The organism is Tsuneonella sediminis (assembly GCF_051912845.1).
GTDB classification, from domain to species: Bacteria; Pseudomonadota; Alphaproteobacteria; order Sphingomonadales; family Sphingomonadaceae; genus Tsuneonella; species Tsuneonella sediminis.
Genome location: NZ_JBNCBU010000004.1, coordinates 54200 through 79234, shown reverse-complemented (window position 1 = coordinate 79234; position 25035 = coordinate 54200). Strand labels below are relative to the sequence as shown.

Here is a 25035-nt window from a genome sequence, read left to right as displayed (position 1 = left end):
CGCTCCAGCTGTTCGGCGGCTACGGCTACTTGAAGGACTACCCGATCGAGCGCTTCTGGCGCGATCTGCGCGTCCACTCGATCCTAGAAGGAACCAACCAGGTCATGCGCATGATCGTCGGCCGGGAACTCATCCGGCAATGAACGGCGCGAACGGGAGAATTTCCAGATGAAGATCGCCTTTATCGGTCTCGGCAACATGGGCGGCGGGATGGCCGCGAACCTCGTCAAGGCGGGCCACAACCTGAGCGCGTTCGACCTCTCTGAAGCGGCGCTCGACGCGGCACGCGACCACGGCTGCCAGACCTTCACCGATGCGGCGGCGGCCTGCGAGGAAGCCGAAGCGGTGGTGACGATGCTGCCCAATGGCCAGATCGTGCAATCGGTCTATACGAACAGCGTGATCGGCCACGCGCCCAAGGGTGCGATCCTGCTCGATTGTTCGACGATCGACGTCGCCACCGCGCGCGAGGTGATCGCGGCGGCGGAGGACGCAGGTTACGACATGGTCGACGCGCCCGTCAGCGGCGGCATCGCGGCGGCGAACGCCGGCACCCTGACGTTCATGGTCGGCGGCTCCGACACGGCGTTCGAGCGCGCCAGACCCATTCTCGAGGGCATGGGCAAGGCGGTGATCCACGCGGGCGCCGCCGGGAACGGTCAGGCGGCCAAGATCTGCAACAACATGCTGCTCGGCATCCACATGATCGGCACTTGCGAAGCGTTCGCGATGGCCGAGAAGCTGGGTCTCGACCCGCAGACGTTCTACGACATCTCGAGCGTCAGCAGCGGCCAGTGCTGGTCGATGACGAGCTATTGCCCGGTTCCGGGCGTCGGTCCGACGACCCCCGCCGACAACGGGTACACGGGCGGGTTCGCGGCCGGCCTCATGCTCAAGGACCTGCGCCTGGCGATGGATGCCGCCGAAGGTGCCGATGCCGCCGTCCCGCTCGCCCAGCGCGCGCGGGCGCTTTACGAGGACTTCGTCGGCGCGGGCAACGCCGAGGTCGATTTCAGCGGGATCATCCGGACCCTCAAGTAAGCTTGCCGGGCGAGGGCATTGGACAGGCGGGTTCCATGGCGTAACGGACGGGTTTGCTGAACCCCTAGCGCCAGGAGTAGCCCGATGAAGACCCGCGCCGCCGTCGCGTTCGAAGCCAGGAAGCCGCTCGAGATCGTCGAACTCGACCTCGAGGGGCCGAAGGAAGGCGAAGTGCTGGTCGAGATCATGGCGACCGGCATCTGCCACACCGACGCCTACACGCTCGACGGGTTCGACAGCGAGGGGATCTTCCCCAGCGTCCTCGGGCACGAGGGCGCAGGCGTGGTGCGCGAAGTCGGGGCCGGGGTGACCTCGGTCAAGCCGGGCGACCACGTGATCCCGCTCTACACGCCCGAATGCGGGAAGTGCAAAACGTGCCTTTCGGGCAAGTCGAACCTGTGCACCGCGATCCGCGCGACGCAGGGCAAGGGGCTGATGCCCGACGGAACCACGCGGTTTTCGTACAAGGGGCAGCCGATTTATCACTACATGGGCTGCTCGACGTTCTCGAACTTCACCGTCCTGCCCGAGATCGCGGTGGCGAAGATCCGCGAGGACGCCCCGTTCCAGACCAGCTGCTACATCGGCTGCGGGGTGACCACCGGGGTGGGCGCGGTACTCAACACCGCCAAGGTCGAGCCGGGCGACAATGTCGTGGTGTTCGGCCTTGGCGGGATCGGGCTCAACGTGATCCAGGGCGCGAAGCTCGCGGGCGCGGGCAGGATCGTGGGCATCGACATCAACCCCGAGCGCGAGGCGTGGGGCAGGCAGTTCGGCATGACCGACTTCCTCAACACCAAGGGCCTCTCTCGCGAGGAGACGATCGCAAGGATCGCCGAGATCACCGACGGCGGGGCCGATTACAGCTTCGATTGCACGGGCAATGTCGAGGTCATGCGCACCGCGCTCGAATGCTGCCACCGCGGCTGGGGGACCTCGATCATCATCGGCGTGGCCGAGGCGGGCAAGGAGATCGCGACCCGCCCGTTCCAGCTCGTCACCGGGCGCAACTGGCGCGGCACCGCGTTCGGCGGGGCCAAGGGCCGCACCGACGTGCCCAAGATCGTCGACATGTACATGGACGGCCAGATCGCGATCGACCCGATGATCACCCATATCCTCAGCCTTGATGAGATCAACAAGGGCTTCGACCTGATGCACGCGGGCGAGAGCATCCGTTCGGTCGTGGTCTATTGATGGAGCAGGTTTCGGCGAACAGAAGCCACGGCGGCACGCAGGGCGTCTACCGGCACGCCTCGCGCGAGACGGGGACCGAGATGACGTTTTCGGTCTTCGTTCCCGACCACGCAACCGGCGCGAAGTTGCCGGTGCTGTGGTACCTCTCGGGCCTCACCTGCACCCACGCCAACGTGACCGAGAAGGGCGAGTATCGTGCGGCGTGCGCCGAGCACGGGGTGATCTTCGTTGCCCCGGACACCAGCCCGCGCGGCGACGCGGTGCCCGATCACGAGGGCTACGACTTCGGCAAGGGCGCCGGGTTCTACGTCGATGCGACCAAGGCGCCGTGGGCCGCGAATTACCGGATGCGCAGCTACATCGAGAGCGAGCTGCCACAACTCGTTGCCGCGGAGTTCCCGATGGCCGACATGACGCGGCAGGGGATCACCGGTCACTCGATGGGCGGACACGGCGCGCTCACCATCGCGCTGCGCGACCCCGGCCGGTTCCGCTCGGTCAGCGCATTTGCACCGATCGCCAGCCCGCTGAACTGCCCGTGGGGCGAGAAGGCGCTCGGCGGCTACCTCGGAAGCGACCGCGCCGCCTGGCGCGAGTACGATGCCTGTGCGCTGATCGCGGATGGTGCACGGCTACCCGACCTGCTGGTCGACCAGGGCACCGCCGACCAGTTCCTTGACGAACAACTCAAGACTTCGCTCCTCGTGGATGCTTGCAAGGCGGCGGGCATCCCGGCGACGATCCGGATGCAGGAGAGCTACGACCACTCCTATTACTTCATCTCGACTTTCATGTCCGAGCACGTCGCCTGGCATGCGGAACGACTGAAATCCTGACTCTTCAGGCGAGCGCCGCCAGTTCGGCCAGCACTCTTTCGGCAAGGTCGGGCCGGCAGATCAGCAGATCCGGCATGCGCGTATCCGGCTGGTTATAGACGAGCGGGGAGCCGTCGATCCGGGAGCAGTGGAAACCGTGCGCACGTGCAACCGCGACGGGGGCGCAGCTGTCCCATTCGTGCTGGCCGCCGGAATGGACGTAGATCTCCGCCTCGCCGCGCACCACCGCCATCGCCTTGGCGCCCGCACTGCCCATAGGCACGAGTTCCGCGCCAATGCGCTTGGCGAGGGCGGATGCCTCGGCCGGAGGGCGCGTACGGCTGACAACGATGCGAGCCGGCTCGGCGGCGGGTCGGATCGGGGCGGGCCGATCGCTGCGAACGACGAATCCCAGGCCCGGCAGGGCCACCGCCCCCACGCTCGCAATACCGTCCATCGAGAGGCCCACGTGCACGGCCCAGTCCGTGCGCTCCTCGCCGAACTCCCTCGTACCGTCGACGGGATCGATGATCCACACCCGGCGTTTGCCGAGCCGCTCGGCGCTGTCCCGGCTTTCTTCCGAGAGAAGACCGTCCTCGGGTCGCGCCTCGCGAAGCGCGCGGACGAGGTATTCGTTTGCAGTCTCGTCGCCAGCTTTGCCAAGAGCCGCTCCGGCGACCTTCCCTGACGCACGGATACTGAGCAGGATGCGCCCTGCGCCATCCGCGAGGCGCGCGGCGAGTTCGGCGTCGGTCATCCTCATTTGAGGGGGAGGATCCGGCGGATGATGTACTGCGCCGCCTCCTCCGGAGTCATGTCGACCGTGTTGACCACGATGTCCGGATTCTCGGGTGGCTCGTAGGGGCTGTCGATGCCGGTGAAGTTCTTCAGCTTGCCCTCCCGCGCCTTCCTGTACAGGCCTTTGACATCGCGCGCTTCGGCGACTTCGAGCGGGGTGTCGACGAAAATTTCGACGAATTCGCGCTCGGCGAGCATGTCGCGCACCATCTGCCGTTCGGCCCGGAAAGGACTGATGAAGGCGGTAAGCACGATCAGACCGGCGTCGGTCATCAACCTGGCAACTTCCCCGATGCGGCGGATGTTCTCGATCCGGTCGGCCTCGGTGAACCCCAGGTCCTTGTTGAGCCCGTGACGTACGTTGTCCCCGTCGAGCAGGAACGTGTGCCGGTTCATAAGCGCAAGCTGCTTTTCGACTTCGTTGGCGATGGTCGACTTGCCCGATCCCGAAAGGCCGGTGAACCACAGCACGCGCGGGGTCTGGTTCTTCATCGCGGCGTGATGCTCGCGGGTGATGTCGACCGGTTGCCAGTGCACGTTCTGGCTGCGGCGCAGGCTGAAGCGGAGCATCCCGGCCGCGACGGTGGCATTGGTCACCTTGTCGATCAGGATGAATCCGCCGAGCGTCCGGTTCGTCGCGTACGGTTCGAACACGAGCGGCTTGTCGGCGAATACCTGGGCCACGCCGATGTCGTTGAGAGACAGCGTCTTCGCGGCCAGCCGGTCGAGCGTGTTGACGTCGATCCGGTATTTGGGTTCCTGGACCGTGGCGGAGACGGTCTGCGTGGCAAGCTTGAGCCAGTAGCCCCGCCCGACATGCAGATCCTCATCTGCCAGCCAGACCAGCGTCGCTTCGAACTGATCGGCCACCTGCGGTGGATCGCCAGCCGATGCAAGGACGCTGCCGCGCGAACAGTCGATCTCGTCCGTCAGGGTCAACGTGACAGACTGGCCGGCCGTCGCGCTGTCGAGATCGCCGTTGAACGTTGGGATGGACGCGACGGTGCTTGTCCGACCCGAGGGCAACACCCGCACTTCGTCGCCCGGCGCGACGCTGCCCGAAGCGATCAGTCCTGCAAAGCCGCGGAAATCGAGATTGGGCCGGTTCACCCATTGCACCGGCATACGGAACGGCTTGTCCGCTTCGCCGGAGGAGAGGATTTCAACCGATTCGAGATGTTCGACCAGGCTCGGGCCGTAAAACCACGGGGTGTGTTCGCTCGGCGCGGCGGTGATGTTATCCCCCCTGAAGCCGGAAATCGGGATCGCGGTAAAGCGTTCGATCCCGATCTTGGCCGCGAAGTCGCGATACTCGTCTACGATCCGCTCGAAGACGTCGCTGGCGTACTCGACCAGGTCCATCTTGTTGATCGCGAGCACGAAGTCCCGAATGCCGAGTTGATGGCACAGGAAACTGTGCCGCCGCGTCTGGACGAGAACGCCCTTTCGCGCATCGACCAGGATCACGGCAAGATCGGCGGTGCTCGCGCCGGTGACCATGTTGCGCGTGTACTGTTCGTGCCCCGGGCAATCGGCGACGATGAACTTGCGCTTTTCGGTCGCGAAGAAGCGATAGGCGACGTCGATCGTGATCCCCTGTTCGCGCTCGGCGGCGAGGCCGTCGACGAGCAGCGCAAAATCGATGTCCTGTCCTTGCGTGCCGACCCTCCTGCTGTCGCTTTCGAGGGCGGCGAGCTGGTCCTCGAAGATCATCTTGCTGTCGTAGAGCAGGCGGCCGATCAGGGTTGATTTGCCGTCGTCGACGCTGCCGCAGGTGATGAACCGCAGCATCGATTTGTGCTGGTGCCTGTCCAGATAGGCGTCGATGTCTTCGGCGATCAGCGCATCGGTGCGGTAGGAGGGGCCACCGGCCTGGTCGGTCATCAGAAGTACCCCTGCTGCTTCTTTACTTCCATCCCGGCGCCTCCGGCATCCCGGTCGATCGCGCGGCCCTGGCGCTCGCTCGTGGTTGCGAGCAGCATTTCGCGGATCACGTCGCTCAGGGTGGATGCTTCGCTCTCGATGGCGCCGGTCAGGGGAAAGCATCCCAGCGTCCGGAAGCGCACCGATTTCGTGGCAATCTCCGGCCTGTGGCCGAGCACCTGCTCGAGCCGCTCGATATCATCGGCCATGAGCATCAACCCTTCGTGCACGAACGTGGGACGCGGGGCGGCGAAGTAGAGCGGGACGATTTCGATCCCCTCGGACATGATGTATTGCCAGATATCCAGTTCGGTCCAATTGGACAGCGGGAACACCCGGATGCTCTCGCCCTTGCGTTTTCTGGCATTGTAGAGGTTCCACAACTCGGGCCGCTGGTTCTTGGGATCCCAGCCGTGGCTGGCGGTCCGGAAGCTGAAGATCCGTTCCTTGGCTCGGCTCTTTTCCTCGTCCCGCCTGGCACCGCCGAAGGCCACGTCGAAACCGTGATGGTCCAGCGCCTGCTTGAGGCCCTCGGTCTTCCACATATCGGTGTGGAGCGGCCCGTGATCGAACGGGTTGATGCCGCGTTCTTCCGCCTCGGGATTGCGATGGACGAGCAATTCCATCCCGGCCTCGGCCGCAGCGCGATCGCGCAGGTCGTACATCGCCTTGAATTTCCATGTCGTATCGACGTGGAGCAGAGGAAACGGCGGCGGCGAAGGGAAGAACGCCTTGCGCGCGACGTGCAGCATCACCGCGCTGTCCTTGCCCACCGAGTAGAGCATGACCGGCTTCTCGGCCTCGGCGACGACCTCGCGCATGATGTGGATCGCCTCGGCTTCAAGGCGTTGTAGATGGGTAAGGGCCGCAGGTTCGGTCATGGCGCGCGGATCTATCCGATGACAGGGGGATTGGACCTCCCAAATGGGAGTGCTATGGACAGGCATGCGCATTCCCAATCTCGGCGAGACGGATCTGCTTGTGCCGTTGCACGACGGCATTTTCGAACAGCCGATGTGGCAGACGTTTCTGGCGCGGCTGCGGAGGGTAAGCGGATGCGACCATGCCGCCCTGTTGCTTCGCACGAACGCCGATGACGATCCGGGCAGACTCACGCTCGTGAGCGGGATCATGCCCCGCGAAATCGCAGAAACGCTATCTGCATGGCCGCAGGGCGAACGGGGACTGCTGGCAGCGATGCGTGACGGACGGGTTTATTCGCTTGGCGAGCTTGCCCAGGGTATCCGCTCGCCGGATGGCGGGCGGCCGCGACCGGGGGGCGGGACGGCCCTTATGCGACTGGCCAATCCCGCGGGTGTTGAAGCGACAATCCTGCTCGCCGGTGACTCGCCCATCGGACCCGATGTCGGCAACCTCCTCGTCGCGCTGTCGCCGCATCTTAGGGTCGCGCAGCGCACGTTTACTGCGCTCGAACGGGAGCGCGCGCGCTCGGAGGTGAACGCCGAGGCCTTTTCGCGCATGAATTTCGGCTGGATCGCCCTCGATGCGCGCTGCCGGATCGTCGACTGCGACGACCAGGCCGAGCGTTTTCTTGCACGCTCGGGTGTATTGCGCCGGGCGGCTTATGAACGCCTGACGCCTGCGGCGGCGGACGTAGACCGGCTGATGACCGCGCATGTCCGCGAATGCGCGCTGAATCCACGGCATGCGCCGCGCGCGATCAACCTCAGTCGGGATCCGTGGATCGACATACTTGTCGCGCCGCTGCGGATCGCCTCTCTCGTCGGGGGCGCCCACGCCGCCGCCGTGGTCTACCTTCGGGGCGACCGCTCGTCCCGCGCCGACAGGCAGGACCAGCTGGTTGGTCTGTTCGGCCTGACGCCGTCCGAGGCCCGGCTGGCCTGGGCGCTATCGCAGGGCATGTCGATCGCCGACGGAGCGACCGCATGTGGCCTGACGGTCGAAACCGCGCGCAACTACTCGAAAAAGATATACGCCAAGACCGGGGCGCGGGGGCAGGTCGACCTGGTGCGCAACATCCTCACCGGGGTCCTCGCGCTCGCCTGAACGCCGTCAGCTGCCCGAGAATTCTGGCTTGCGCTTCGCCAGGAAGGCCGACGCGCCCTCTACGGCGTCGCGCGTGCCCCCGGCGATCCGCTGGGTTCGCGCCTCGGCGGCGAGAACGGTCGCGAGGTCGGACTGCAATCCTTCGCGCAGGGTCTGTTTCATGAGTCCGAGTGCGACCGTCGGCCCCGCTGCCAGGCGAGCGGCGAGGGCCGCTGCCTCGGTATCAAGGTCGTCGTCCTCGACGCACCGGTAGATGAGGCCGATACGCTCCGCCTCGTCGGCATGGATCTTTTCCCCGAGCATCATCATCCGGGTTGCCTGCGCGGTGCCGACCAGCCGGGGCAGCATCCAGCTCGATCCGCCATCGGGCACCAGGCCGATGTTGACGAACGCCTGCAGGAAATAGCCGCTCCTGCCGGCGATGACGAAATCGGCGGCAAGCGCGATCGAGCATCCGACACCGGCCGCCGGTCCCTGGACTGCGCAGACGACCGGGACGGGAAGGCTCGCGAGCGCCTGGATGAGCGGGTTGTAATGCTGGCTGAGCGAGCCGAACGCCCGGTCGCCGCCCGGCATCGAGACGCCGGAGTTCGCCGCGAGATCGGCCCCCGAACAAAAGGCACGTCCTTCGCCGCGCATCAGCACCGCGCGCGCGTCGCCCAAAGACCGGATTGCAGAGAAGATCTCGTCCGCCATCTGCGGAGGACAGGCGTTGAGACGCTCGGGGCGGGCGAGCGTGATCGTCGCAACCTGACCATCGCGCGCGACCTTGATGGTTTCGAATTCGCTCATGGCATCCGTACTCCCGCGGCAGATTTTTTTCTTGGCGCGGTGTGCGCGAAAGGGTCCGCGATTGCAACCGACCTGCGAGTCCCCCGCGCCGCGCGCCGGCTCGGATTGACAACCATAAGCATGGTTATAAACACCGTCGTTATGGATAACATTGCCTCGATCCTCGCTGATACCTCGCGGCTCATGCGGCGCAGTTTCGACGCGCGCGCCCGTGACATCGGCGTCACGCGCCAGCAATGGCTCGTCCTCGTCAATCTCGCCCGGTACGAAGGGATCAACCAGGGCGGGCTTGCCGAACGTCTCGATGTCGAGCCGATTACGGTGTGCCGGATGGTTGACCGCCTGCAGGAAGCGGGCCTTGTCGAGCGGCGGGCCGATCCGGCCGACAGGCGCAGCTGGCGACTGTTTCTTACCGATCGCGCCCGCGGGGTGCTCGATCAGTTGCGCCCCCTCGCGGATGCCATGGTCGAGGATGCGCTCGACGGGTTGAGCGAGGCTGAACGGCTCGTCCTGCGCGATCTGCTCGAGCGCATTCGCGACAATCTTTCCCGCTCCGGTGGAGAGGGGATTGCCGCCAATGGCTGATCGCGATCCGCAGATCGAGGTGGACGAGGCCACCGGCCTTGCCGAGGCGGTCGAAGGCGCGACCCGTACCACTTCGCGGCCGTGGAAGCGCCTTGCGCTGATGGCAGGGGTGCCGCTTGTCGTGATCGCGACGGCGGGGGGTTACTGGCTCAGCCTGCAGGGCAAGGTGACCACCGACAATGCCTACGTCCGGCAGGACAAGGTGTCGATCACCGCTGAGGTCGGCGGGCAGATCGCCGAGGTCATGGTCGACGACGAGGACGAGGTGCGGGCGGGCGACCTGATGTTCCGTATCGATCCTGCACCATACCGGATCCGGATCGCGCAGGCTGACGCCGCCATCGCAGCTGCGCAGGCAGGTGCCACCGCGCTAGCCAGCGCTCCGGCGCTGTCTGGCGCCGACATCGCGGCGGCGGCCGAGGACATGGCCTTTGCGCAGGCCAATCTCGAGCGGCAGGAAGCGTTGTGGCAGAAGGGCTTCACCACGAAAACGGACTACGAAGCGGCCCGGCATCAGGTCGCCCAGGCGCGCGAGGAAATGCGGGGCGCGCAGGCCCGGAAGGCCGAGGCGGCAGCAAGACTATCGAGCGGCGCCCAGGTGCCGGGAGAGCTTCCCGCGATCGCCGCCGCTCGGGCGCAGCGGCGCGCAGCCGAACTCGACCTCTCGCGCACGGAGGTGCGCGCACCGATAGCGGGCCGTGTCACCCAGGCCGAGCGGTTGCAAAAGGGTCAGCAGGTGGTCAGCGGCCTGCCCGTCGCGACCATCGTCGCGACCGGCACGAGCTATATCGAGGCGAATTTCAAGGAAACGCAGCTTGCGCGCATGGCCCTGGGCCAGCCCGCCGAGATCACCTTCGACGCGTACCCGGAGGTGCGGCTGAAGGGGCACGTCTCAGCCATCGGAGCCGGCACCGGAAGCGAGTTTTCCATCCTCCCCGCACAGAACGCCACCGGAAACTGGGTCAAGGTTACACAGCGAGTCCCGGTGAAGATTGTCCTCGACGAAAGAAGCCCGCGTCCGCTGATCGCCGGCCTGTCGACGCAAGTGACCGTCTTCACCGACGGCAGGAAACGCTAGGAACCCGTAATGGCGACCGCGGCTTCCCGTCAGCCCGCCGCGGGCGGCCCGTTGGCGATCCCGCCGGAAGAAGATGTCGCGGCCCTGCCGGTCAGGAACACCTGGCTGGTCGTCTTCGGGGTCATGCTCGCCTCTCTGCTGCAGATCCTGGACACGACCATAGCCAATGTCGCGATTCCCCACATGCAGGCGTCGCTCGGAGCCACGCCTGACGAGATCAGCTGGGTCCTGACGAGCTACATCGTCGCCAGCGCCGTGGCCATGCCGATTACGGGCTGGCTGGCCGACCGTGTGGGGTCCCGTCGCTTGTTCATCGCCTCCACCGCCGGATTCGTCGTCTCCTCGATGTTGTGCGGCATGGCCCAGAACATCGAGGAGATGGTCCTGTTCCGTGCACTCCAGGGGGTGACGGGGGCGTTCATCGGTCCGCTCAGCCAGGCCGCGATGCTCGATGTGAACAAGCCGTCGCGGCAGGCGCAGATGATGGGCGTATGGGCTATGGGGATCATGATCGGACCGATCCTCGGGCCGTTGCTCGGCGGCTGGCTGACCGAAAACTGGAACTGGCGCTGGGTCTTCTATGTCAACGTCCCCCTGGGAGCGATCGCACTTGCGATCCTGCTTGCCGAGTTGCCCTCGCGCGTGATCAGGAGCCGGCGGTTCGACCTGTTCGGGTTTTCGATGATCGCGCTGGCGATCGCGGCGCTCCAGATGATGCTGGATCGCGGTGCACAGGAGGACTGGTTCGATTCCCCCGAGATATGGTTCTACGCCGTCGCCGTCGTGAGCTGCGGATGGATCAGCGTCGTCCACCTGGCGACCCACAGGCGGGGCACGCTGTTCAACCGGGCGCTGTTCGCCGACCGCAACTATGTCGTCTCGCTCATGTTCATGGGCGCGATCGGGGTGGCTGTTTTCGCCACCATGGCGCTCATGCCTCCGATGCTGCAGCGCCTGTTCGGGTACTCGGTCATCGACACCGGCTGGGTGCTGATGCCGCGCGGGATCGGCACTCTGGTCAGCATGCAGATCGCCGGGCAACTGACCCGCCGCGGCTACGATCCCCGCTATCTGATCTTCAGCGGATTCCTCCTGACGGCGCTTTCGTTCTGGCAGATGTCCGGATGGTCGCTGGGGATCGACCAGCAGACCATCGTGGTGACCGGTTTCGTGCAGGGACTTGGAATGGGGCTGGTGTTCATCTCGCTCAACAACGCGGCCTTCGCGACCCTCGCGCCCGATTTGCGTACCGAAGGATCGAGCCTGCTCATCCTCATGCGGTCACTCGGCGCATCGGTCGGGATTTCGGTGACGACGACGCTCCTGGGCGTAAACATCCAGACGAGCCACGCCGATCTCGCGAGTCACGTAACGCCGTCATCGACCGCGCTTGTCGACCTCTCGGCAGTCGATCGCTTCCAGCACCTGGGATCGGGAGCGCTCCAGGCCATCGATATGGAAATCAACCGGCAAGCGGCTATGGTCGCCTATGTCGATGATTTTTATCTGATGATGTGGATCAGCGTTGCGGTCCTGCCGCTGATCCTGCTTATGCGTCCGGCCCGGCGCCTGCCGGTTTAGGGCGCGGGATACGGCCGGGGGGAGGGTGACGACGGGACATGGCGCAGCCGACGCACGTTTTGGCAATCGATCAGGGGACGACGTCTACTCGAACGATCGTGTTCGATCACCAGGCGCGGCCGGTGGCGACCGCGCAGCGCGAGTTTGAGCAGCACTATCCCCAGAGCGGATGGGTCGAGCACGACCCTGAAGACATCTGGCGCGACACCCTTGCCACCTTGCGCGAGGCGATCGCGGCCAGCGGGGTAGGGGCAGACCGGCTCGCCGGGATCGGCATCACCAACCAACGCGAAACGGTGGTCGTCTGGGACCGAGCAACGGGCGATCCCGTGCACCGCGCCATCGTGTGGCAGGACCGTCGCACCGCGCAGACGTGCGCTGATCTGCGCATGGCCGGCCACGAGGACATCGTCAGCGCCCGGACGGGATTGCTGCTCGACCCCTATTTCTCGGCGACCAAGATCGCCTGGATTCTCGACAACGTCGAAGGAGCAAGAGCGCGCGGCGAAGCGGGCGAGTTGGCGTTCGGGACGATCGACAGCTTCCTGCTCTGGCGGCTGACGGGCGGCGCGGTCCACGCGACCGACGTGACCAACGCGGGCCGCACGATGCTCTACGACATTCACGCCCAGCGCTGGGATGAAGACCTGTGCGCCCTGTTCCGCGTCCCGATGGCGATGCTGCCCGAGGTGCACGACAACAGCCACCTGTTTGGAAACACCGCCGAAGGGCTGCTCGATGTGCCGGTTCCGATTGCCGGGATGGCGGGAGACCAGCAGGCGGCCCTCTTCGGGCAGGCCTGCTTCGATCCCGGCATGGCCAAGTCGACCTACGGCACTGGCTGTTTCCTGCTCCTCAACACCGGCTCCCAGGCGATTGCATCGGATCATCGGCTGCTGACGACGCCCGCCTACAGGCTCGGAGGGAGGATGACCTATGCGGTCGAGGGATCGATCTTCGTCGCCGGAGCCGCGATCAAGTGGCTGCGCGACCGGCTGGGCACGATTGATGGCGCGGGCGATACTGCGCGGCTCGCCGAGAGCGTTCCCGACGACCACGGCGTGACCATGGTCCCGGCCTTCGTCGGGCTCGGCGCGCCGTATTGGGACCCGGATGCGCGGGGGGCCATCCTGGGCCTGACGCTCGACGCGGGGAAGGCGCACCTCGCGCGCGCGGCGCTCGAGTCGGTCGCCTTCCAGACAATGGATCTCGTCGAGGCGATGATCGCCGACGGAGCGAACAGGCTGGGCGCGATACGGGTCGATGGCGGGATGGCCGCCAACGACTGGTTGTGTCAGTTCCTCGCCGACGTGCTCGATGCCGAGGTCGAACGGCCCGCCAACGTCGAAACGACCGCCTTGGGGGCGGCATTTCTTGCAGGATTGGCAACCGGGTTCTGGGCCGACCTGGAGGCGTTGTCGGCAACCTGGCGGTGCAGCCGGCGTTTCTCCCCCTCGATGGGCAAGGACAGACGTTCCCGATTGCGTGACGGCTGGCGTGCCGCCGTCGCGACGATCCTGACCGCGCAGGCGAATGCCGCAGGTTGACTTGCATCGGCTGAATATTAGATAATCCTCATATGTCCTGTCTTCATGCCATCGGGTCGGTCCTGGGCCGGCGACGTCCGTGATCCTGCCAGGCTTTCCCGGCGCCGCTCCGGCGGCCGGTCTCGCCGGGGGCGTACTCATCGGGCTCGCGGCGGCGTTGATGCTCGTAGGCCTCGGCCGTATCGCCGGCGTCTCCGGGCTGCTCGGCCGGGCGATCGGCCTTTCCGGCGGATCTCTCGGCCGGTCGTCCGCGTGGTCCTTCGTGATCGGGTTGCCGCTCGGGGCGTATATCGTCACCGCGATTGCAGGGCAGGAGCCTGCGACCTTCGCAGGCCCCGTGCCGCTGGTCATCGCCGGGCTTTTCGTCGGCTTCGGCACACGCCTTGGCAGCGGCTGCACGAGCGGTCACGGAGTTTGCGGTGTCAGCCGCTGGTCGCAGCGCTCGCTGGTGGCGACCGCGGTGTTCATGGCAGCCGGCATGGCTACCGTTGCGCTCAGCGAGGCGCTTCTTCCGGGGATTCTCCCATGATCGCGCGGATCGGACTCCCGCTTCTGGCGGGAACGCTGTTCGGATCGGGTCTGGCGCTCGGCGGCATGACCGATCCGGCCCGCGTTCGCGGATTTCTCGACATCTTCGGCGACTGGGACCCGACGCTCGCCTTCGTGATGGCCGGCGCCGTGCTGGTGATGGCGGCGGCCTGGCGAATCCAGAAACGCCTGGGCCGCCCGCTTCTGGCCGATGCCTTCGCCTTGCCCGAGCGATCCGACGTGACCGCACCACTGGTCATGGGGGCCGCCGTCTTCGGCATCGGCTGGGGCATTGCCGGGCTGTGCCCCGGCCCCGCGCTCGCCGTGCTGTCGGTCGCCCCGCTCAAGGCCCTGTGGTTCGTCGGCGCGATGCTCGCCGGGATGGTCCTGCACAAGGTCGCCCTGCGGGACTGAACGCCTGGATTTAGCGCGCGGGTGTGCGGGGCCGCCGCTCTCCAGCCGGCAAGCGGCCGGATCAGTCGGCGAAGACCACGGTTCTTTGCCCGTTGATGAAAACTCGTCCCTCGAGATGCATCCTGACAGCGCGGGCAAGTACCCGCCGCTCGACGTCGCGGCCCTTGGCGACCAGGTCTTCCGGAGTATCGCGGTGGCTGATCGGCTCGGCGTGCTGCGCGATGATCGGCCCCTCGTCGAGATCGGCGGTGACGTAGTGGCTCGTGGCGCCGATCATCTTGACCCCCCGCTCGTGCGCCTGGTGATAGGGCCGGGCCCCTTTGAAGCCGGGCAGAAAGCTATGGTGGATGTTGATGCAGCGACCAGCGAGCGACCCCGCCATCTCGTCCGACAGAACCTGCATGTATCGCGCCAGCACCACCAGTTCAGCGCCGGTCTTCTCGATGATCGCATGGACTTCGCGTTCCTGTTCCGCCTTCGTCGTGGGTGTCACCGGAAGATGGAAAAACGGAATGTCGCGGGCCATCGCGAGCCGCTCGCGATCGAGTGGATGGTTCGAAACCACCGCGACGATATCCATCGCGATCTCGCCGATCCGGTTGCGATAGAGGAGGTCGACCAGGCAGTGGTCGAACTTCGATACCATGATCAGAACGCGCGGGGGGATTGCCGCGTCGCGCAGCTCCCAATCCATGCAGAGTTCGCCTGCGATCGGCGCGAAGCCTTCGCGCAATGACACGATGGTGTTGGCTGCCGGATCGAACACCACGCGCATGAAGAAGCGCCGCTCGGGACGATCCTCGAACTGCTGGGCATCGAGGATGTTGCAGTCCCGTGCAGCGAGGAAACTCGAGACCCGGGCGACAATCCCCGGCCTGTCGTCGCACGCGATCCTCAGGACGTATCCGTCGTTCAATTCCCGCCTCACTTTCCGCGAATCGCGTGTCGTTCCTGTTCGTAGCCCACTCCATGGCCTGGTGCAGCGGCGCGCCTCGATGGAAATTGTTTGGCGGCATCACCCACGGCGCGCACAGAGCGGGGTGCGGGCCGCAGTTCCCGCGGGTCTGCCGGGCACGAATTTTGGCAAAGGGACGGGAAAGTCTTGACTTGGAGGTGGTGAAGGCGTCGCTGGCCGCCATGCGGTCCGACAATTCCCTATCCGGCGAACCTGGTCGCCTGGCAGACGGTCTCGGCCGGCGGTTTGCCTACCTGCGACTGTCGCTGACCGAGGTCTGCAATTTCCGCTGCACTTATTGCTTGCCCGATGGGTACATCAAGCGGCCGGGCCGGCCGACCGAGCTGACCCTGCCGGAGATCGAGCGCGCGGTCCGCGCGTTCGCCTCGCTAGGGCTGTGGAAGGTGCGACTGACGGGTGGCGAGCCTACCGTCCGGAAGGATTTCGACGCGATCGCGCGCGCCGTCGTCTCCGTTCCGGGCGTGCACCGGGTCGCGATGACGACCAACGGCTGGCGCCTCGCCGAGAACGCGCGGGCCTGGCGCGAAGCCGGGATCACCGCGGTCAACGTGAGCGTGGATTCGCTGGATCCGGCACGGTTCGCCGCGGTCACCGGTCATGACCGGCTTCCTGCGGTCATTTCGGGAATCGACGCCGCGCTCGCAGCCGGCTTCGAGAGCGTCAAGCTCAACGCGGTGCTGATGCGGGGAGTCAACGACGACGAACTGGAGGCGATGATCGATTTCGTGCGCTCGCGCGATATCTCCCTTCGTTTCATCGAGGTCATGCGCACGAACGACAACCCCGTCTTTTTCGCAGCGCGCCATATCGCCGGCGAAGCGGTGGTCGCCCGGCTCGAAAAATCCGGGTGGCACAGGGTGGCGCGCGCACCGGGAGCGGGGCCGGCGGTCGAGTTCGCGCATCCGGACGCGCGGGGCCGGATCGGCATCATCGCACCCTATTCAAGAGATTTCTGCGCAAGCTGCAATCGTCTGCGGTTGAGTTCGGACGGGCGTCTGCACCTGTGCCTGTTCGGCGACGGCGGGTTCGATCTTCGGCCGCTGCTTCAGGACGACAGCCAGCACGATGCGCTCGTCGCGCGGATACGCGCGCTGACGGCGACCAAGGCGCCTTCGCACCGCCTGCACCACGGCGACAGCGGTGCTACACCGCACCTTGCCTCTATCGGAGGCTGATCGTGGCCGAGAACGGAACCGCCCCGGTCACGATCGCCGTCGAGATGTGCGGCATGCTCGCCGATTTTTGCGGTCGGCAGGTTCCCCTCTCTATCCCGGGCGAAGGTTGCACCGCCTCCATCCTGCTGGCGCGTGCGGCCGAGATCGATCCCGCGCTTTCGCGAATGGTCGCTGAAGGACGGGTCCGCGTTTGCGTCAACGATACGCTGGTGTCCGGTGGCACGACCGTGTCGCCACAAGATCGCGTGGCGCTGTTTCCCCCGGTGTCCGGCGGATGACCGCGTGGGTCGACCTGGTTCACGAAGCGTTCGATCCCGCCCGATTGCTCGCGGATTTCGGCGGAAAGATGAACGGCGAGGGTGCGGTGGTAAGCTTCACCGGCCTTGCCCGCGGGACCGATCAAGACGGTGCGCCGATCTCGGCCCTCGTGCTGGAAAGCTATCGCGGCGTGACGTTGCATTCGATGGAAGCGATCGCAGCCGATGCGCTCGCCCGCTTTGACATTACGCGCTGCCGCATCGTTCACCGCGATGGTGCGATCGCCCCGGGCGACGCGATAGTGTTCGTGGCCTGCGCATCCCACCATCGCCGCGCCGCATTCGAGGCCGCCGATTACCTCATGGACCGGCTCAAGACGGAAGCGGTTTTCTGGAAGCGCGAGGAGGGAGCGGCGGGCGGCCGCTGGATCGAACCTTCCGATGCCGACCGGGCCGATGCCGGCCGTTGGACATGATCGGTTTCGACGAAGCGATCGCGCTGATCGAGCGCCATGTCGGGCCTCTCGGCAGTGAGACGCTTGCCCTGGCGGAGTGCGCGGGCCGCGTCCTGGCCGAAGACCTGCGCGCTCGTTGCGATTCGCCGCGCTGGGCCGTTTCGACGATGGATGGTTATGCGGTGGCAGATGCGGCGACCCGGCCGGGCGAAAGCCTGCCCGTTATCGGCGAATCGCGCGCGGGGCGGAGCTTCGCCGGCGCACTCGCACCCGGCGAGGCGGTTCGCATCCTGACCGGCGCCCGCATGCCGGACGGGGCCGACCGGGTCATCGTCCAGGAGCACGCCGAGCGCGACGGCGACCGGGTGCGTTTCACGGCCGGTTACGGTCCGGCACGGCATGTCCGCGCCCGGGCGAGCGATTTTGCCGCCGGTGACGTGCTGCTTCCGGCAGGATTCCGGCTGCATCCGCGCGCCCTGGTGGCTGCTGCCGCCGCCGACCGGGCCGAACTGCCGGTTGCCCGCCGCCCGCGCGTTGCGGTGCTGGGCACGGGTGATGAACTCGCCGCGCCTGGCACCGCGTATCTCGATCCCGACACGGTGCCTGAAAGCGTTTCTCTGGGCATTGTGGCGCTGTGCGAAGGAGAGGGAGCAACCGTCGTGTCGCGCGAATGCGCGGGAGACGACCTCGCCCTGCTTACCGAGCGAGCCCGCCAGGCGATCGACGAGGCAGACCTGGTGATCGTCACCGGCGGCGCTTCAGTCGGCGACCGCGATTTTGCCAGGCCGATGTTCGCGGCGCATGGTCTGGAACTGCTGTTCTCGAAGGTCGCGATCAAACCCGGCAAGCCGGTGTGGCTGGGGCGGGCAGGCGATGCTGTCGTGCTTGGCCTTCCCGGCAATCCGACGTCGGCGATGGTCACCGCCGCGCTGTTCCTGAAGCCGGTGCTCGGACGCCTTCAGGGGGCACCGGCGGTCCACGCGTGGCGCCGCCTTCCGCTCGCCGCGCCGCTCGCGCCCACGGGCGATCGGGAGACATTTGTGCGCGCGCGATGGGATGCGGACGGCTTGGTCCCGCTCGGCAACCAGGATAGCGGGGCACAAGGGCCGCTCGCTCATGCCGACTGGCTTATCCGGTGCCCGCCGCACCAGAGCGAACGCGCGCCGGGCGCGGTGGTGACGGCGCTCGCGTTCTAGGCTCCCCGGCTGGACAGGACGGCTGTCCGCGCTGCAACGGCAGGCGCTTCGAGCAGGTCGTTCAGTGGCGCATCGGTCCGCCTGCGCCAGTTGGGATGCCCTACGGTGGCGCCGGGGAGGTTCGGCTGCTCGGTCTCTGCGAGCAGGTCTTCGAGCGGCACGATCGCCAGCGGTGAAGGGGAGGCCGCCACGTGCGCGAGCGCGGCATCGACCACCGGACCCGGTTGATCCGGCGCGGGCCGCGGAGCATCCCGGCCGATGGTGGACCACAGCAAGCCGCGGTCCCATTCGCGCACCGAATCGGTTCTCTTGCGAGAGGTGTTCGGGCCGATTCGGCCGCATCGCTCGGCCCACTCGATGTCTCGGCCGGTCCACCATCCGGCGACGGTCGGCGTGTCGTGCGTGCCGGTCATCGCAACACTCGTGGGGCGGTAGTCGTGCGCACCCCGGAAGCCATGGTCCCGGGCGCGCGCGAACCACAGGACTTCCATTCCGTACAGACCGCGTTGCGATATCGCATCGGTGAAACCGGACGGGCTGGTGCCGAGGTCTTCCGCGATCACGATTGCGCGGGCGCGATGGGCCTCGAGCGTGAGCAGTCGCACAAGGTCGTCAAACGGATAGGCAAGATATGCGCCCTCGGTTGCGCTGGCCCCGTCGGGAACGACCCACAGCCGCTGGAGACCGAAAGCGTGGTCGACGCGCAGGCCGCCGCCCTCCGCGAAACCGGCCCGCAACATGGCAATGAACGGCGCGTAACCGGTTCGGCGCAGGCCCGAAGGAGAGAACGTCGAGAGGTGCCAGTTCTGTCCCTGCGGCCCGAGCGGGTCCGGCGGAGCGCCCACCGTAAGCCCGCGCAGCATCGCATCGCGCAGGCTCCAGCAGTCGCTGCCCATCGGGCTGACGCCGACCGCGAGATCGGCGATGAGGCCGATTTCCATTCCCGCGGCGCGCGCGGCGCGCTGGCTTGACGCCAGACCTTCTCGCGCGAGCCACTGGACGAACAGGTGGAAAGCGACCTGCTCCCCGTTCTCGCGCGCGAACCGCGCCACGTCGGGCCCGTCAGGGTCCCGATAGCCGGGGGGCCAGTCCTGCCACCCGCGCGCGCCGGAGGGGGCGAACCGTAAGTAGAGAGCATCGAAGATCGCGTGGCGCACGAGAGCCGGATCGTTCATCGCCGGATCGCTCTCCATCCGCTCACGGGTGGCGGCATCGAGCGTGGCGAACGCGGCGCGAAGGTTCGCGAGCTGCGCCGGCATTGCGGTTTCCCAATCGATCAGCGGCGGCCCGTCGACCAGGGGGAAGGGTGCCAGGCCGGCAAGCTCCGGGTCGGCCATCGCTCCGTTGAGGAAAATCCGGCTCGATGGCGAGTACGGGCTAAAGTCGCGGCCTTCTCCCGGAAACAGGGCGTGAACGGGATTGATCGCCACCGCCGCCGCACCCGTGTCGGCAAGCGCTCTGACCGCATTTGCGAGCTCACCGAAGCCTCCGAACGGCGCGGGGCGCGAGGATCGCAGCGCCGGAATCTGGATCGCGGCACCCCAGAGGCGCGATTCACCCGTCAAGCCCGGCGCGCGCGCAGGGGCCACCGCCAGCATTGCGGTCTGACCGCGCCATTCCAGGTCATAGTATCCCGGCGCCCTCGGCGCCAAAGCTCCGGAAGCGTCCTGCTCGAGCCGCGCCGTGCGGCCATCCTCCCCGGTGACTTCGACGCAAGACGGCGCAAGGGGCAAGGTGATCCGCTCGCCTGCGTCCGCCACCACCATCGGCGGTAGCGCGCCGGTTGCTTCTTCGTCGGCAGCATCGTCTCCCAGCCCGGCGAGGATCGCCTCCAGGGTCGCGTCCGACACCAGTTGATCCCTGCCGTCGACGTCGCGCCACTGCCGGGCGACGCCGTTCCGGGCGGCGCGTTGGTGAAGGGTGTCGATGATTGCCTCGCTGGCTGTGACCGGCGCTTCAATCCTATGCAGTCCCGTCGCTGGCAACCCTTTCGATGCGGTGCAGCAGGATGCAGTCGTATGCGAGTCGACTTTGTCGCGGCGCTCGGCCAACCCGTGGATGCCAGAAACGCGCGAACGGAGGTCAGGGGCCGGCATGGAAGAGCGGATCGTCAGCGTCCTCAAGCATCGCGTGGGCAAGAACGAGCACGCCGCGAAGCCGCACGACTGGTACAACGCCGCCGTCTACACGCTGCGGGATCGCATTATCGACGCGTGGATCGAATCCACCACTCGCACGCACCAGGCGAAGGGCAAGCGGGTCTATTACCTGAGCCTCGAGTTCCTGATCGGCAGGTTGCTGCGCGATGCGATGTCCAACCTGGACCTGACCGGCGAGATGGCCGGTGCGCTCGCAGCGCACGGGCTCGATCTGGCCGCGATCGAGGAACTCGAGCCCGATGCCGCGCTTGGCAACGGCGGTCTCGGGCGGCTTGCCGCGTGCTTCATGGAAAGTCTCGCGACACTCGACATTCCTGCCTACGGCTATGGCATACGCTATGTGAACGGGATGTTCCGCCAGCGGATCGACGAAGGCTGGCAGGTCGAACTCCCGGAAACATGGCTGGCCCACGGCAACCCGTGGGAATTCGACCGGCCCGAAAGCGCCTACGAGATCGGCTTCGGCGGCGAAGTCGCGACCGACGGTGATGCCGTCAACTGGGTTCCCGGTGAGGTCATCGAGGCGAATGCGGTCGACACACTGGTGGTCGGCTGGCGCGGCAGGCGGGTGAACACGTTGCGGCTATGGACCGCGAACGCAATCGACCCGATCCGGCTCGATGCATTCAATGCCGGCGATCACATGGGCGCACTCGCGGCGCAGATGCGGGCCGACAGCCTGGTGCGGGTGCTCTACCCTGCCGACAGCTCGCCGGCGGGACAGGAACTGCGCCTACGGCAGGAGTTCTTCTTTTCCTCCGCATCGATCCAGGACATCGTCCGCCGCCATGCGCAATATCACGGGGACGTGCGCACGTTGCCGGACAAAGCAGCGATCCAGCTCAACGATACGCACCCCTCGGTCGCCGTGGCAGAATTGATGCGGCTGCTTACCGACGAGCATGGCGTACCCTTCGCAGAAGCCTGGGACATCACGAAGCGGACCGTTAGCTACACCAACCACACGCTCCTTCCCGAAGCGCTCGAGAGCTGGCCGCAGCCGCTGTTCGAGCGGCTGCTGCCGCGCCATATGCAGATCGTTTATGCGATCAACGCCGTGGTTCTGAAAGAAGCGCGCGAGGCGGGCCTGTCACCCGAAGCGGTCGCCGCGATCTCGCTGATCGACGAGCACGGCGAGCGGCGCGTGCGAATGGCCAACCTGGCTTTTGCGGGTTCTCACAGCGTCAACGGCGTTGCCGCGCTGCACACCGAGTTGATGAAGGAAACCGTCTTCAGGGACCTCCATTCGCTCTACCCCGACAGGATCAACAACAAGACCAACGGGGTCACGCCGCGCCGCTGGCTGCAGCAATGCAATCCCGGGCTGACCGCGCTGCTCCGCGAGACGATCGGCGACGGGTTCCTCGACGATGCGGAAAAGCTCGAGGCGCTGAATGCGCACGCAGGCGATGCCGCGCTGGGCGAACGGCTCGACGCGGTCAAGCGGGCGAACAAGGAGGACTTTGCGGGCTATCTCAGGGATCTGACCGGGATCGCGGTCAGCCCAGACGCGATGTTCGACGTGCAGGTCAAACGCATCCACGAATATAAGCGGCAGCTTCTCAACCTGATCGAGACGGTGGCGCTCTACGATCAGATCCGCAGCCATCCCGAACGCGACTGGGTGCCGCGTGTGAAGATCTTCGGCGGAAAGGCCGCCTCGAGCTATCACAACGCCAAGCTCATCATAAAGCTTGCCAACGACATTGCGCGGCGGGTCAACGGCGACCCCGCGATCGGCGACCTGCTGAAAGTCGTGTTCGTCCCCAACTACAACGTCAGCCAGGCCGAACGGATCATTCCGGCAGCCGACCTGTCCGAGCAGATCAGCACGGCGGGCATGGAGGCGTCGGGCACCGGAAACATGAAGTTCGCGCTGAACGGCGCGCTCACGATCGGAACGCTCGACGGCGCGAACATCGAGATCCTTGAACGGGTGGGCGAGGACGCGATGTTCATCTTTGGCCTCACCGCCGACGAGGTCGCAGCCAGGCGCGCGTCGGGATACGATCCGCGCAGCCTGATCGAGGGATCGGGCGAGTTGAGCCAGGCGGTGCACTCGATTGCCAGCGGGGTATTCAGCCCCGACGACCCGAAACGTTTCGCCGGACTAATGGACGGGCTGCTGGAATCCGACTGGTTCATGCTTGCCGCAGACTTCGATTCCTACGCCGCCGCGCAGCGCAGGGTGGACGACCACTGGAAAGACCGGGCCGCCTGGCGCACCAGTGCCATCAGGAACATCGCCAATGTCGGCTGGTTCTCATCGGACAGGACGATTGCCGAATATGCCCGCGAAATCTGGAAAGTGACTTGACCCCTCCGCGCGAAGCGATCGAGGCGCTGCTGGCGGGCGAGCACGCCGATCCCTTCTCGCTACTCGGTCCGCACGAAGGGCCTGCCGGGACCTTCGCTCGCGCGTTGTTGCCCGGGGCGGAAACGGCTGTGGCCCACACGCTCGAGGGCGGTCGGCTCGGCCCGATGAAGCGCGTCGATCCTCGCGGCCTGTTCGAAGGAAGGCTGCGCGGCGAGCCGCAACCGGTCAGGTATCGCTGCCAGGCGGGCGAACACGAATGGTGGGTGACCGATCCCTACAGTTTCGGGCCAGTGCTTGGACCGCTCGATGACCTCCTGGTTGCCGAGGGCACCCATTTTCGCCTGTTCGACAAGATGGGCGCGCACCCGATAGAACATCAGGGCTGCACGGGCGTGCACTTCGCGGTCTGGGCGCCGAACGCCCGGCTGGTCAGCCTCGTGGGTGACTTCAACGACTGGGACGGTACGCGCCACGTCATGCGCTTGCGGCGAGACACCGGCGTGTGGGAAATCTTCGTTCCGGACATCGGCGAAGGCCGGCCCTACAAGTATCGGATCCTCGGACCTGACGGGATGGTGCAGCCGCTCAAGGCCGATCCCTTCGCCTTCGCATCGGAGATTCGCCCGAAGACCGCCTCGATCGTGGCTCGCCCGGGCAAGGAGGAATGGGGCGACGGGGACCACCGGGCGCACTGGGCGTCGGTCGATCCGCGGCGGGAAGCGATATCGATCTACGAAGTTCATCCGGGATCGTGGCAGCGCGATGGTGAAGACTGGTTCCTGACGTGGGACGAGATGGCCAGGCGCCTGATTCCGTACGTTGTCGAGCTGGGGTTCACGCACATCGAATTCCTGCCGGTGAGCGAGCATCCCTACGATCCGAGCTGGGGCTATCAGGCCACCGGACTTTACGCTCCTTCGGCCCGCTTCGGCGAAATCGAAGGTTTCGCCCGCTTCGTCGACGGTGCGCACCGCGCGGGGATCGGCGTGCTCATCGACTGGGTACCGGCGCATTTCCCGACTGACGAGCATGGTCTTGCCCGTTTCGATGGGACCGCGCTCTACGAGCACGAGGATCCCAGGCTGGGGTTTCATCCCGACTGGAACACCGCGATTTACAACTTCGGTCGGCGCGAGGTGCGCAGTTTCCTTGTCAACAACGCGCTGTTCTGGGCCGAGAAGTACCACGTCGACGGTCTGCGCGTCGATGCCGTCGCCTCGATGCTCTATCGCGACTACAGCCGGCCAGCGGGCGAGTGGATACCCAACCACGAAGGCGGGCGCGAAAACTGGGAAGCCGCCGAATTCCTGCGCGCGACCAATCGCGCCCTGTACGGCCAGCATGACGGAGTAATGACGATCGCGGAAGAATCGACCGCATGGCCCGGTGTGTCCGCGCCTGCGTTCGACGATGCGCCGCGTACCGCGCTCGGGTTCGGGTTCAAGTGGAACATGGGATTCATGCACGACACCCTGACCTACATGGGCCGCGATCCCGTTCACCGCCGCTATCATCACGACGAGATCACGTTCGGGCTGCACTATGCCTTCAGCGAGAACTTCGTCCTGCCGCTCAGCCACGACGAAGTCGTTCACGGCAAGGGCAGTCTATTGACCAAGATGAGCGGGGACGACTGGCAGAAGTTCGCTTCGCTCCGCGCCTTCTATGCGCTGATGTGGGCGCATCCCGGCAAGAAGCTGCTGTTCATGGGCCAGGAGTTCGCGCAGCGCCGCGAGTGGAGCGAGGGCCGCGCGCTCGACTGGGACCTGTGCGAAGCTCCTGCTCATGCCGGGGTACGGCGGCTGGTCGGCGACCTGAACCGGCTCTACCGTTCGGAAAGCGCACTCCACGCAAGGGACTGCGAGGCGGAGGGGTTCGAATGGCTGGTCGGCGACGATGCTGCAAACTCGGTGTTTGCCTGGTTGCGCAAGGCGCCCGGCGCACGGCCGGTAGCGATGATCGCCAACATGACCCCGACGCCGCATGACGCGTACCGCATACCCTTGCCGAAAGACGGGCGGTGGAGCGAGATCCTGAACAGCGACGCGGTGATCTATGGCGGTACCGGGATGGGAAATATGGGAGAGGTCGTTGCGGAAGCGGGCGGGGCCCTTGTCAGCCTCCCGCCGCTCGCGACCGTGATGCTGCGGTTCGAGGGATGACAGCTCAAGGG

General features: G+C 66.2%; 23 protein-coding genes. 17 read left to right on the top strand and 6 right to left on the bottom strand.

What is annotated here, in order from left to right; all coding sequences use genetic code 11:
• The 4 genes from ACPV3N_RS13255 to fghA form a co-directional block, all read left to right on the top strand.
• On the top strand, positions 1-143 hold a 143-nt coding region (locus ACPV3N_RS13255; protein WP_440118560.1), incomplete at its 5' end, for an acyl-CoA dehydrogenase family protein.
• A gap of 25 nt (positions 144-168) precedes the next feature.
• The gene (gene mmsB, locus ACPV3N_RS13250) at positions 169-1041 is read left to right on the top strand and encodes a 3-hydroxyisobutyrate dehydrogenase (protein WP_440118556.1); all 873 of its coding nucleotides are present in this window, start codon (positions 169-171) and stop codon (positions 1039-1041) included.
• Positions 1042-1125: 84 nt separating this feature from the next.
• On the top strand, positions 1126-2238 hold the full coding sequence (locus ACPV3N_RS13245; RefSeq protein WP_440118554.1) for an S-(hydroxymethyl)glutathione dehydrogenase/class III alcohol dehydrogenase: 1113 nt from the start codon (positions 1126-1128) through the stop codon (positions 2236-2238).
• The gene (gene fghA, locus ACPV3N_RS13240; RefSeq protein ID WP_440118552.1) at positions 2238-3074 is read left to right on the top strand and encodes an S-formylglutathione hydrolase; all 837 of its coding nucleotides are present in this window, start codon (positions 2238-2240) and stop codon (positions 3072-3074) included. The genes ACPV3N_RS13245 and fghA overlap by 1 nt, the downstream gene beginning before the upstream one ends.
• A 4-nt stretch (positions 3075-3078) precedes the next feature.
• Here fghA and ACPV3N_RS13235 read toward each other — a convergent pair whose 3' ends face one another.
• Genes ACPV3N_RS13235 through cysD form a run of 3 tightly spaced genes read right to left on the bottom strand, consistent with a single transcriptional unit; the run spans position 3079 to position 6655 of the window.
• Positions 3079-3810, bottom strand: a complete 732-nt coding sequence (locus tag ACPV3N_RS13235; protein ID WP_440118558.1) for a 3'(2'),5'-bisphosphate nucleotidase CysQ — start codon at positions 3808-3810, stop codon at positions 3079-3081.
• A 2-nt stretch (positions 3811-3812) separates the two neighbouring features.
• Entirely contained in the window at positions 3813-5735 is a 1923-nt protein-coding gene (gene cysN, locus ACPV3N_RS13230; protein WP_440118550.1) for a sulfate adenylyltransferase subunit CysN, read from the bottom strand.
• On the bottom strand, positions 5735-6655 hold the full coding sequence (gene cysD / locus ACPV3N_RS13225; protein ID WP_440118548.1) for a sulfate adenylyltransferase subunit CysD: 921 nt from the start codon (positions 6653-6655) through the stop codon (positions 5735-5737). The genes cysN and cysD overlap by 1 nt, the downstream gene beginning before the upstream one ends.
• A gap of 64 nt (positions 6656-6719) precedes the next feature.
• On the opposite strand from cysD, the gene ACPV3N_RS13220 reads away from it, so the two are divergent.
• Positions 6720-7802 carry a helix-turn-helix transcriptional regulator gene (locus ACPV3N_RS13220; protein WP_440118546.1) on the top strand — a complete coding sequence of 361 codons (1083 nt, stop codon included), beginning with the start codon at positions 6720-6722 and terminating at the stop codon, positions 7800-7802.
• A gap of 6 nt (positions 7803-7808) precedes the next feature.
• On the opposite strand, the gene ACPV3N_RS13215 is transcribed toward ACPV3N_RS13220, so the two are convergent.
• The gene (locus tag ACPV3N_RS13215; RefSeq protein ID WP_440118544.1) at positions 7809-8594 is read right to left on the bottom strand and encodes an enoyl-CoA hydratase-related protein; all 786 of its coding nucleotides are present in this window, start codon (positions 8592-8594) and stop codon (positions 7809-7811) included.
• A 141-nt stretch (positions 8595-8735) separates the two neighbouring features.
• Between ACPV3N_RS13215 and ACPV3N_RS13210 the strand changes: the two genes are divergently transcribed.
• The 6 genes from ACPV3N_RS13210 to ACPV3N_RS13185 all read left to right on the top strand — a co-directional run bounded on the left by ACPV3N_RS13210 (position 8736) and on the right by ACPV3N_RS13185 (position 14327).
• Positions 8736-9179, top strand: coding sequence for a MarR family winged helix-turn-helix transcriptional regulator (locus ACPV3N_RS13210; RefSeq protein WP_440118542.1), 444 nt, complete (start codon positions 8736-8738; stop codon positions 9177-9179).
• A complete protein-coding gene (locus tag ACPV3N_RS13205) occupies positions 9172-10257 on the top strand; it encodes an HlyD family secretion protein (RefSeq protein ID WP_440118540.1) in 1086 nt (361 codons plus the stop codon). The genes ACPV3N_RS13210 and ACPV3N_RS13205 overlap by 8 nt, the downstream gene beginning before the upstream one ends.
• 9 nt (positions 10258-10266) lie before the next feature.
• Positions 10267-11838 (top strand): MDR family MFS transporter, encoded by a 1572-nt coding sequence (locus ACPV3N_RS13200; RefSeq protein ID WP_440118538.1) that lies wholly within the window; start codon positions 10267-10269, stop codon positions 11836-11838.
• A 38-nt stretch (positions 11839-11876) separates the two neighbouring features.
• Positions 11877-13385 carry a glycerol kinase GlpK gene (gene glpK / locus ACPV3N_RS13195; RefSeq protein ID WP_440118536.1) on the top strand — a complete coding sequence of 503 codons (1509 nt, stop codon included), beginning with the start codon at positions 11877-11879 and terminating at the stop codon, positions 13383-13385.
• Positions 13386-13464: 79 nt separating this feature from the next.
• A complete protein-coding gene (locus tag ACPV3N_RS13190; protein ID WP_440118534.1) occupies positions 13465-13914 on the top strand; it encodes a YeeE/YedE family protein in 450 nt (149 codons plus the stop codon).
• On the top strand, positions 13911-14327 hold the full coding sequence (locus ACPV3N_RS13185; RefSeq protein WP_440118532.1) for a DUF6691 family protein: 417 nt from the start codon (positions 13911-13913) through the stop codon (positions 14325-14327). The genes ACPV3N_RS13190 and ACPV3N_RS13185 overlap by 4 nt, the downstream gene beginning before the upstream one ends.
• A 61-nt stretch (positions 14328-14388) precedes the next feature.
• On the opposite strand, the gene purU is transcribed toward ACPV3N_RS13185, so the two are convergent.
• Positions 14389-15243: a formyltetrahydrofolate deformylase gene (gene purU / locus ACPV3N_RS13180; RefSeq protein ID WP_440118530.1), complete on the bottom strand. Its 855-nt coding sequence runs from the start codon at positions 15241-15243 to the stop codon at positions 14389-14391.
• Positions 15244-15443: 200 nt separating this feature from the next.
• Between purU and moaA the strand changes: the two genes are divergently transcribed.
• From moaA to ACPV3N_RS13160, 4 genes are read left to right on the top strand one after another with little or no spacing between them, the layout of a single operon-like run.
• On the top strand, positions 15444-16478 hold the full coding sequence (gene moaA / locus ACPV3N_RS13175; protein WP_440118528.1) for a GTP 3',8-cyclase MoaA: 1035 nt from the start codon (positions 15444-15446) through the stop codon (positions 16476-16478).
• A 2-nt stretch (positions 16479-16480) separates the two neighbouring features.
• A complete protein-coding gene (locus tag ACPV3N_RS13170; RefSeq protein ID WP_440118526.1) occupies positions 16481-16756 on the top strand; it encodes a MoaD/ThiS family protein in 276 nt (91 codons plus the stop codon).
• Positions 16753-17211: a molybdenum cofactor biosynthesis protein MoaE gene (locus tag ACPV3N_RS13165; protein ID WP_440118524.1), complete on the top strand. Its 459-nt coding sequence runs from the start codon at positions 16753-16755 to the stop codon at positions 17209-17211. The genes ACPV3N_RS13170 and ACPV3N_RS13165 overlap by 4 nt, the downstream gene beginning before the upstream one ends.
• On the top strand, positions 17208-18386 hold the full coding sequence (locus tag ACPV3N_RS13160) for a molybdopterin molybdotransferase MoeA (RefSeq protein WP_440118522.1): 1179 nt from the start codon (positions 17208-17210) through the stop codon (positions 18384-18386). Before ACPV3N_RS13165 ends, ACPV3N_RS13160 begins: the two co-directional genes overlap by 4 nt.
• Here ACPV3N_RS13160 and malQ read toward each other — a convergent pair.
• Positions 18383-20236 (bottom strand): 4-alpha-glucanotransferase, encoded by a 1854-nt coding sequence (gene malQ, locus ACPV3N_RS13155; RefSeq protein WP_440118520.1) that lies wholly within the window; start codon positions 20234-20236, stop codon positions 18383-18385. The two genes, ACPV3N_RS13160 and malQ, sit on opposite strands and share 4 nt — an antisense overlap.
• A 244-nt stretch (positions 20237-20480) precedes the next feature.
• Between malQ and ACPV3N_RS13150 the strand changes: the two genes are divergently transcribed.
• Together ACPV3N_RS13150 and glgB are read left to right on the top strand one after the other, a co-directional pair.
• A complete protein-coding gene (locus ACPV3N_RS13150; RefSeq protein ID WP_440118518.1) occupies positions 20481-22862 on the top strand; it encodes a glycogen/starch/alpha-glucan phosphorylase in 2382 nt (793 codons plus the stop codon).
• Complete coding sequence (gene glgB, locus ACPV3N_RS13145; RefSeq protein ID WP_440118516.1) at positions 22859-25024, top strand: 1,4-alpha-glucan branching protein GlgB; 2166 nt, start codon at positions 22859-22861, stop codon at positions 25022-25024. The genes ACPV3N_RS13150 and glgB overlap by 4 nt, the downstream gene beginning before the upstream one ends.
• The last annotated feature ends 11 nt before the right edge of the window (positions 25025-25035 follow it).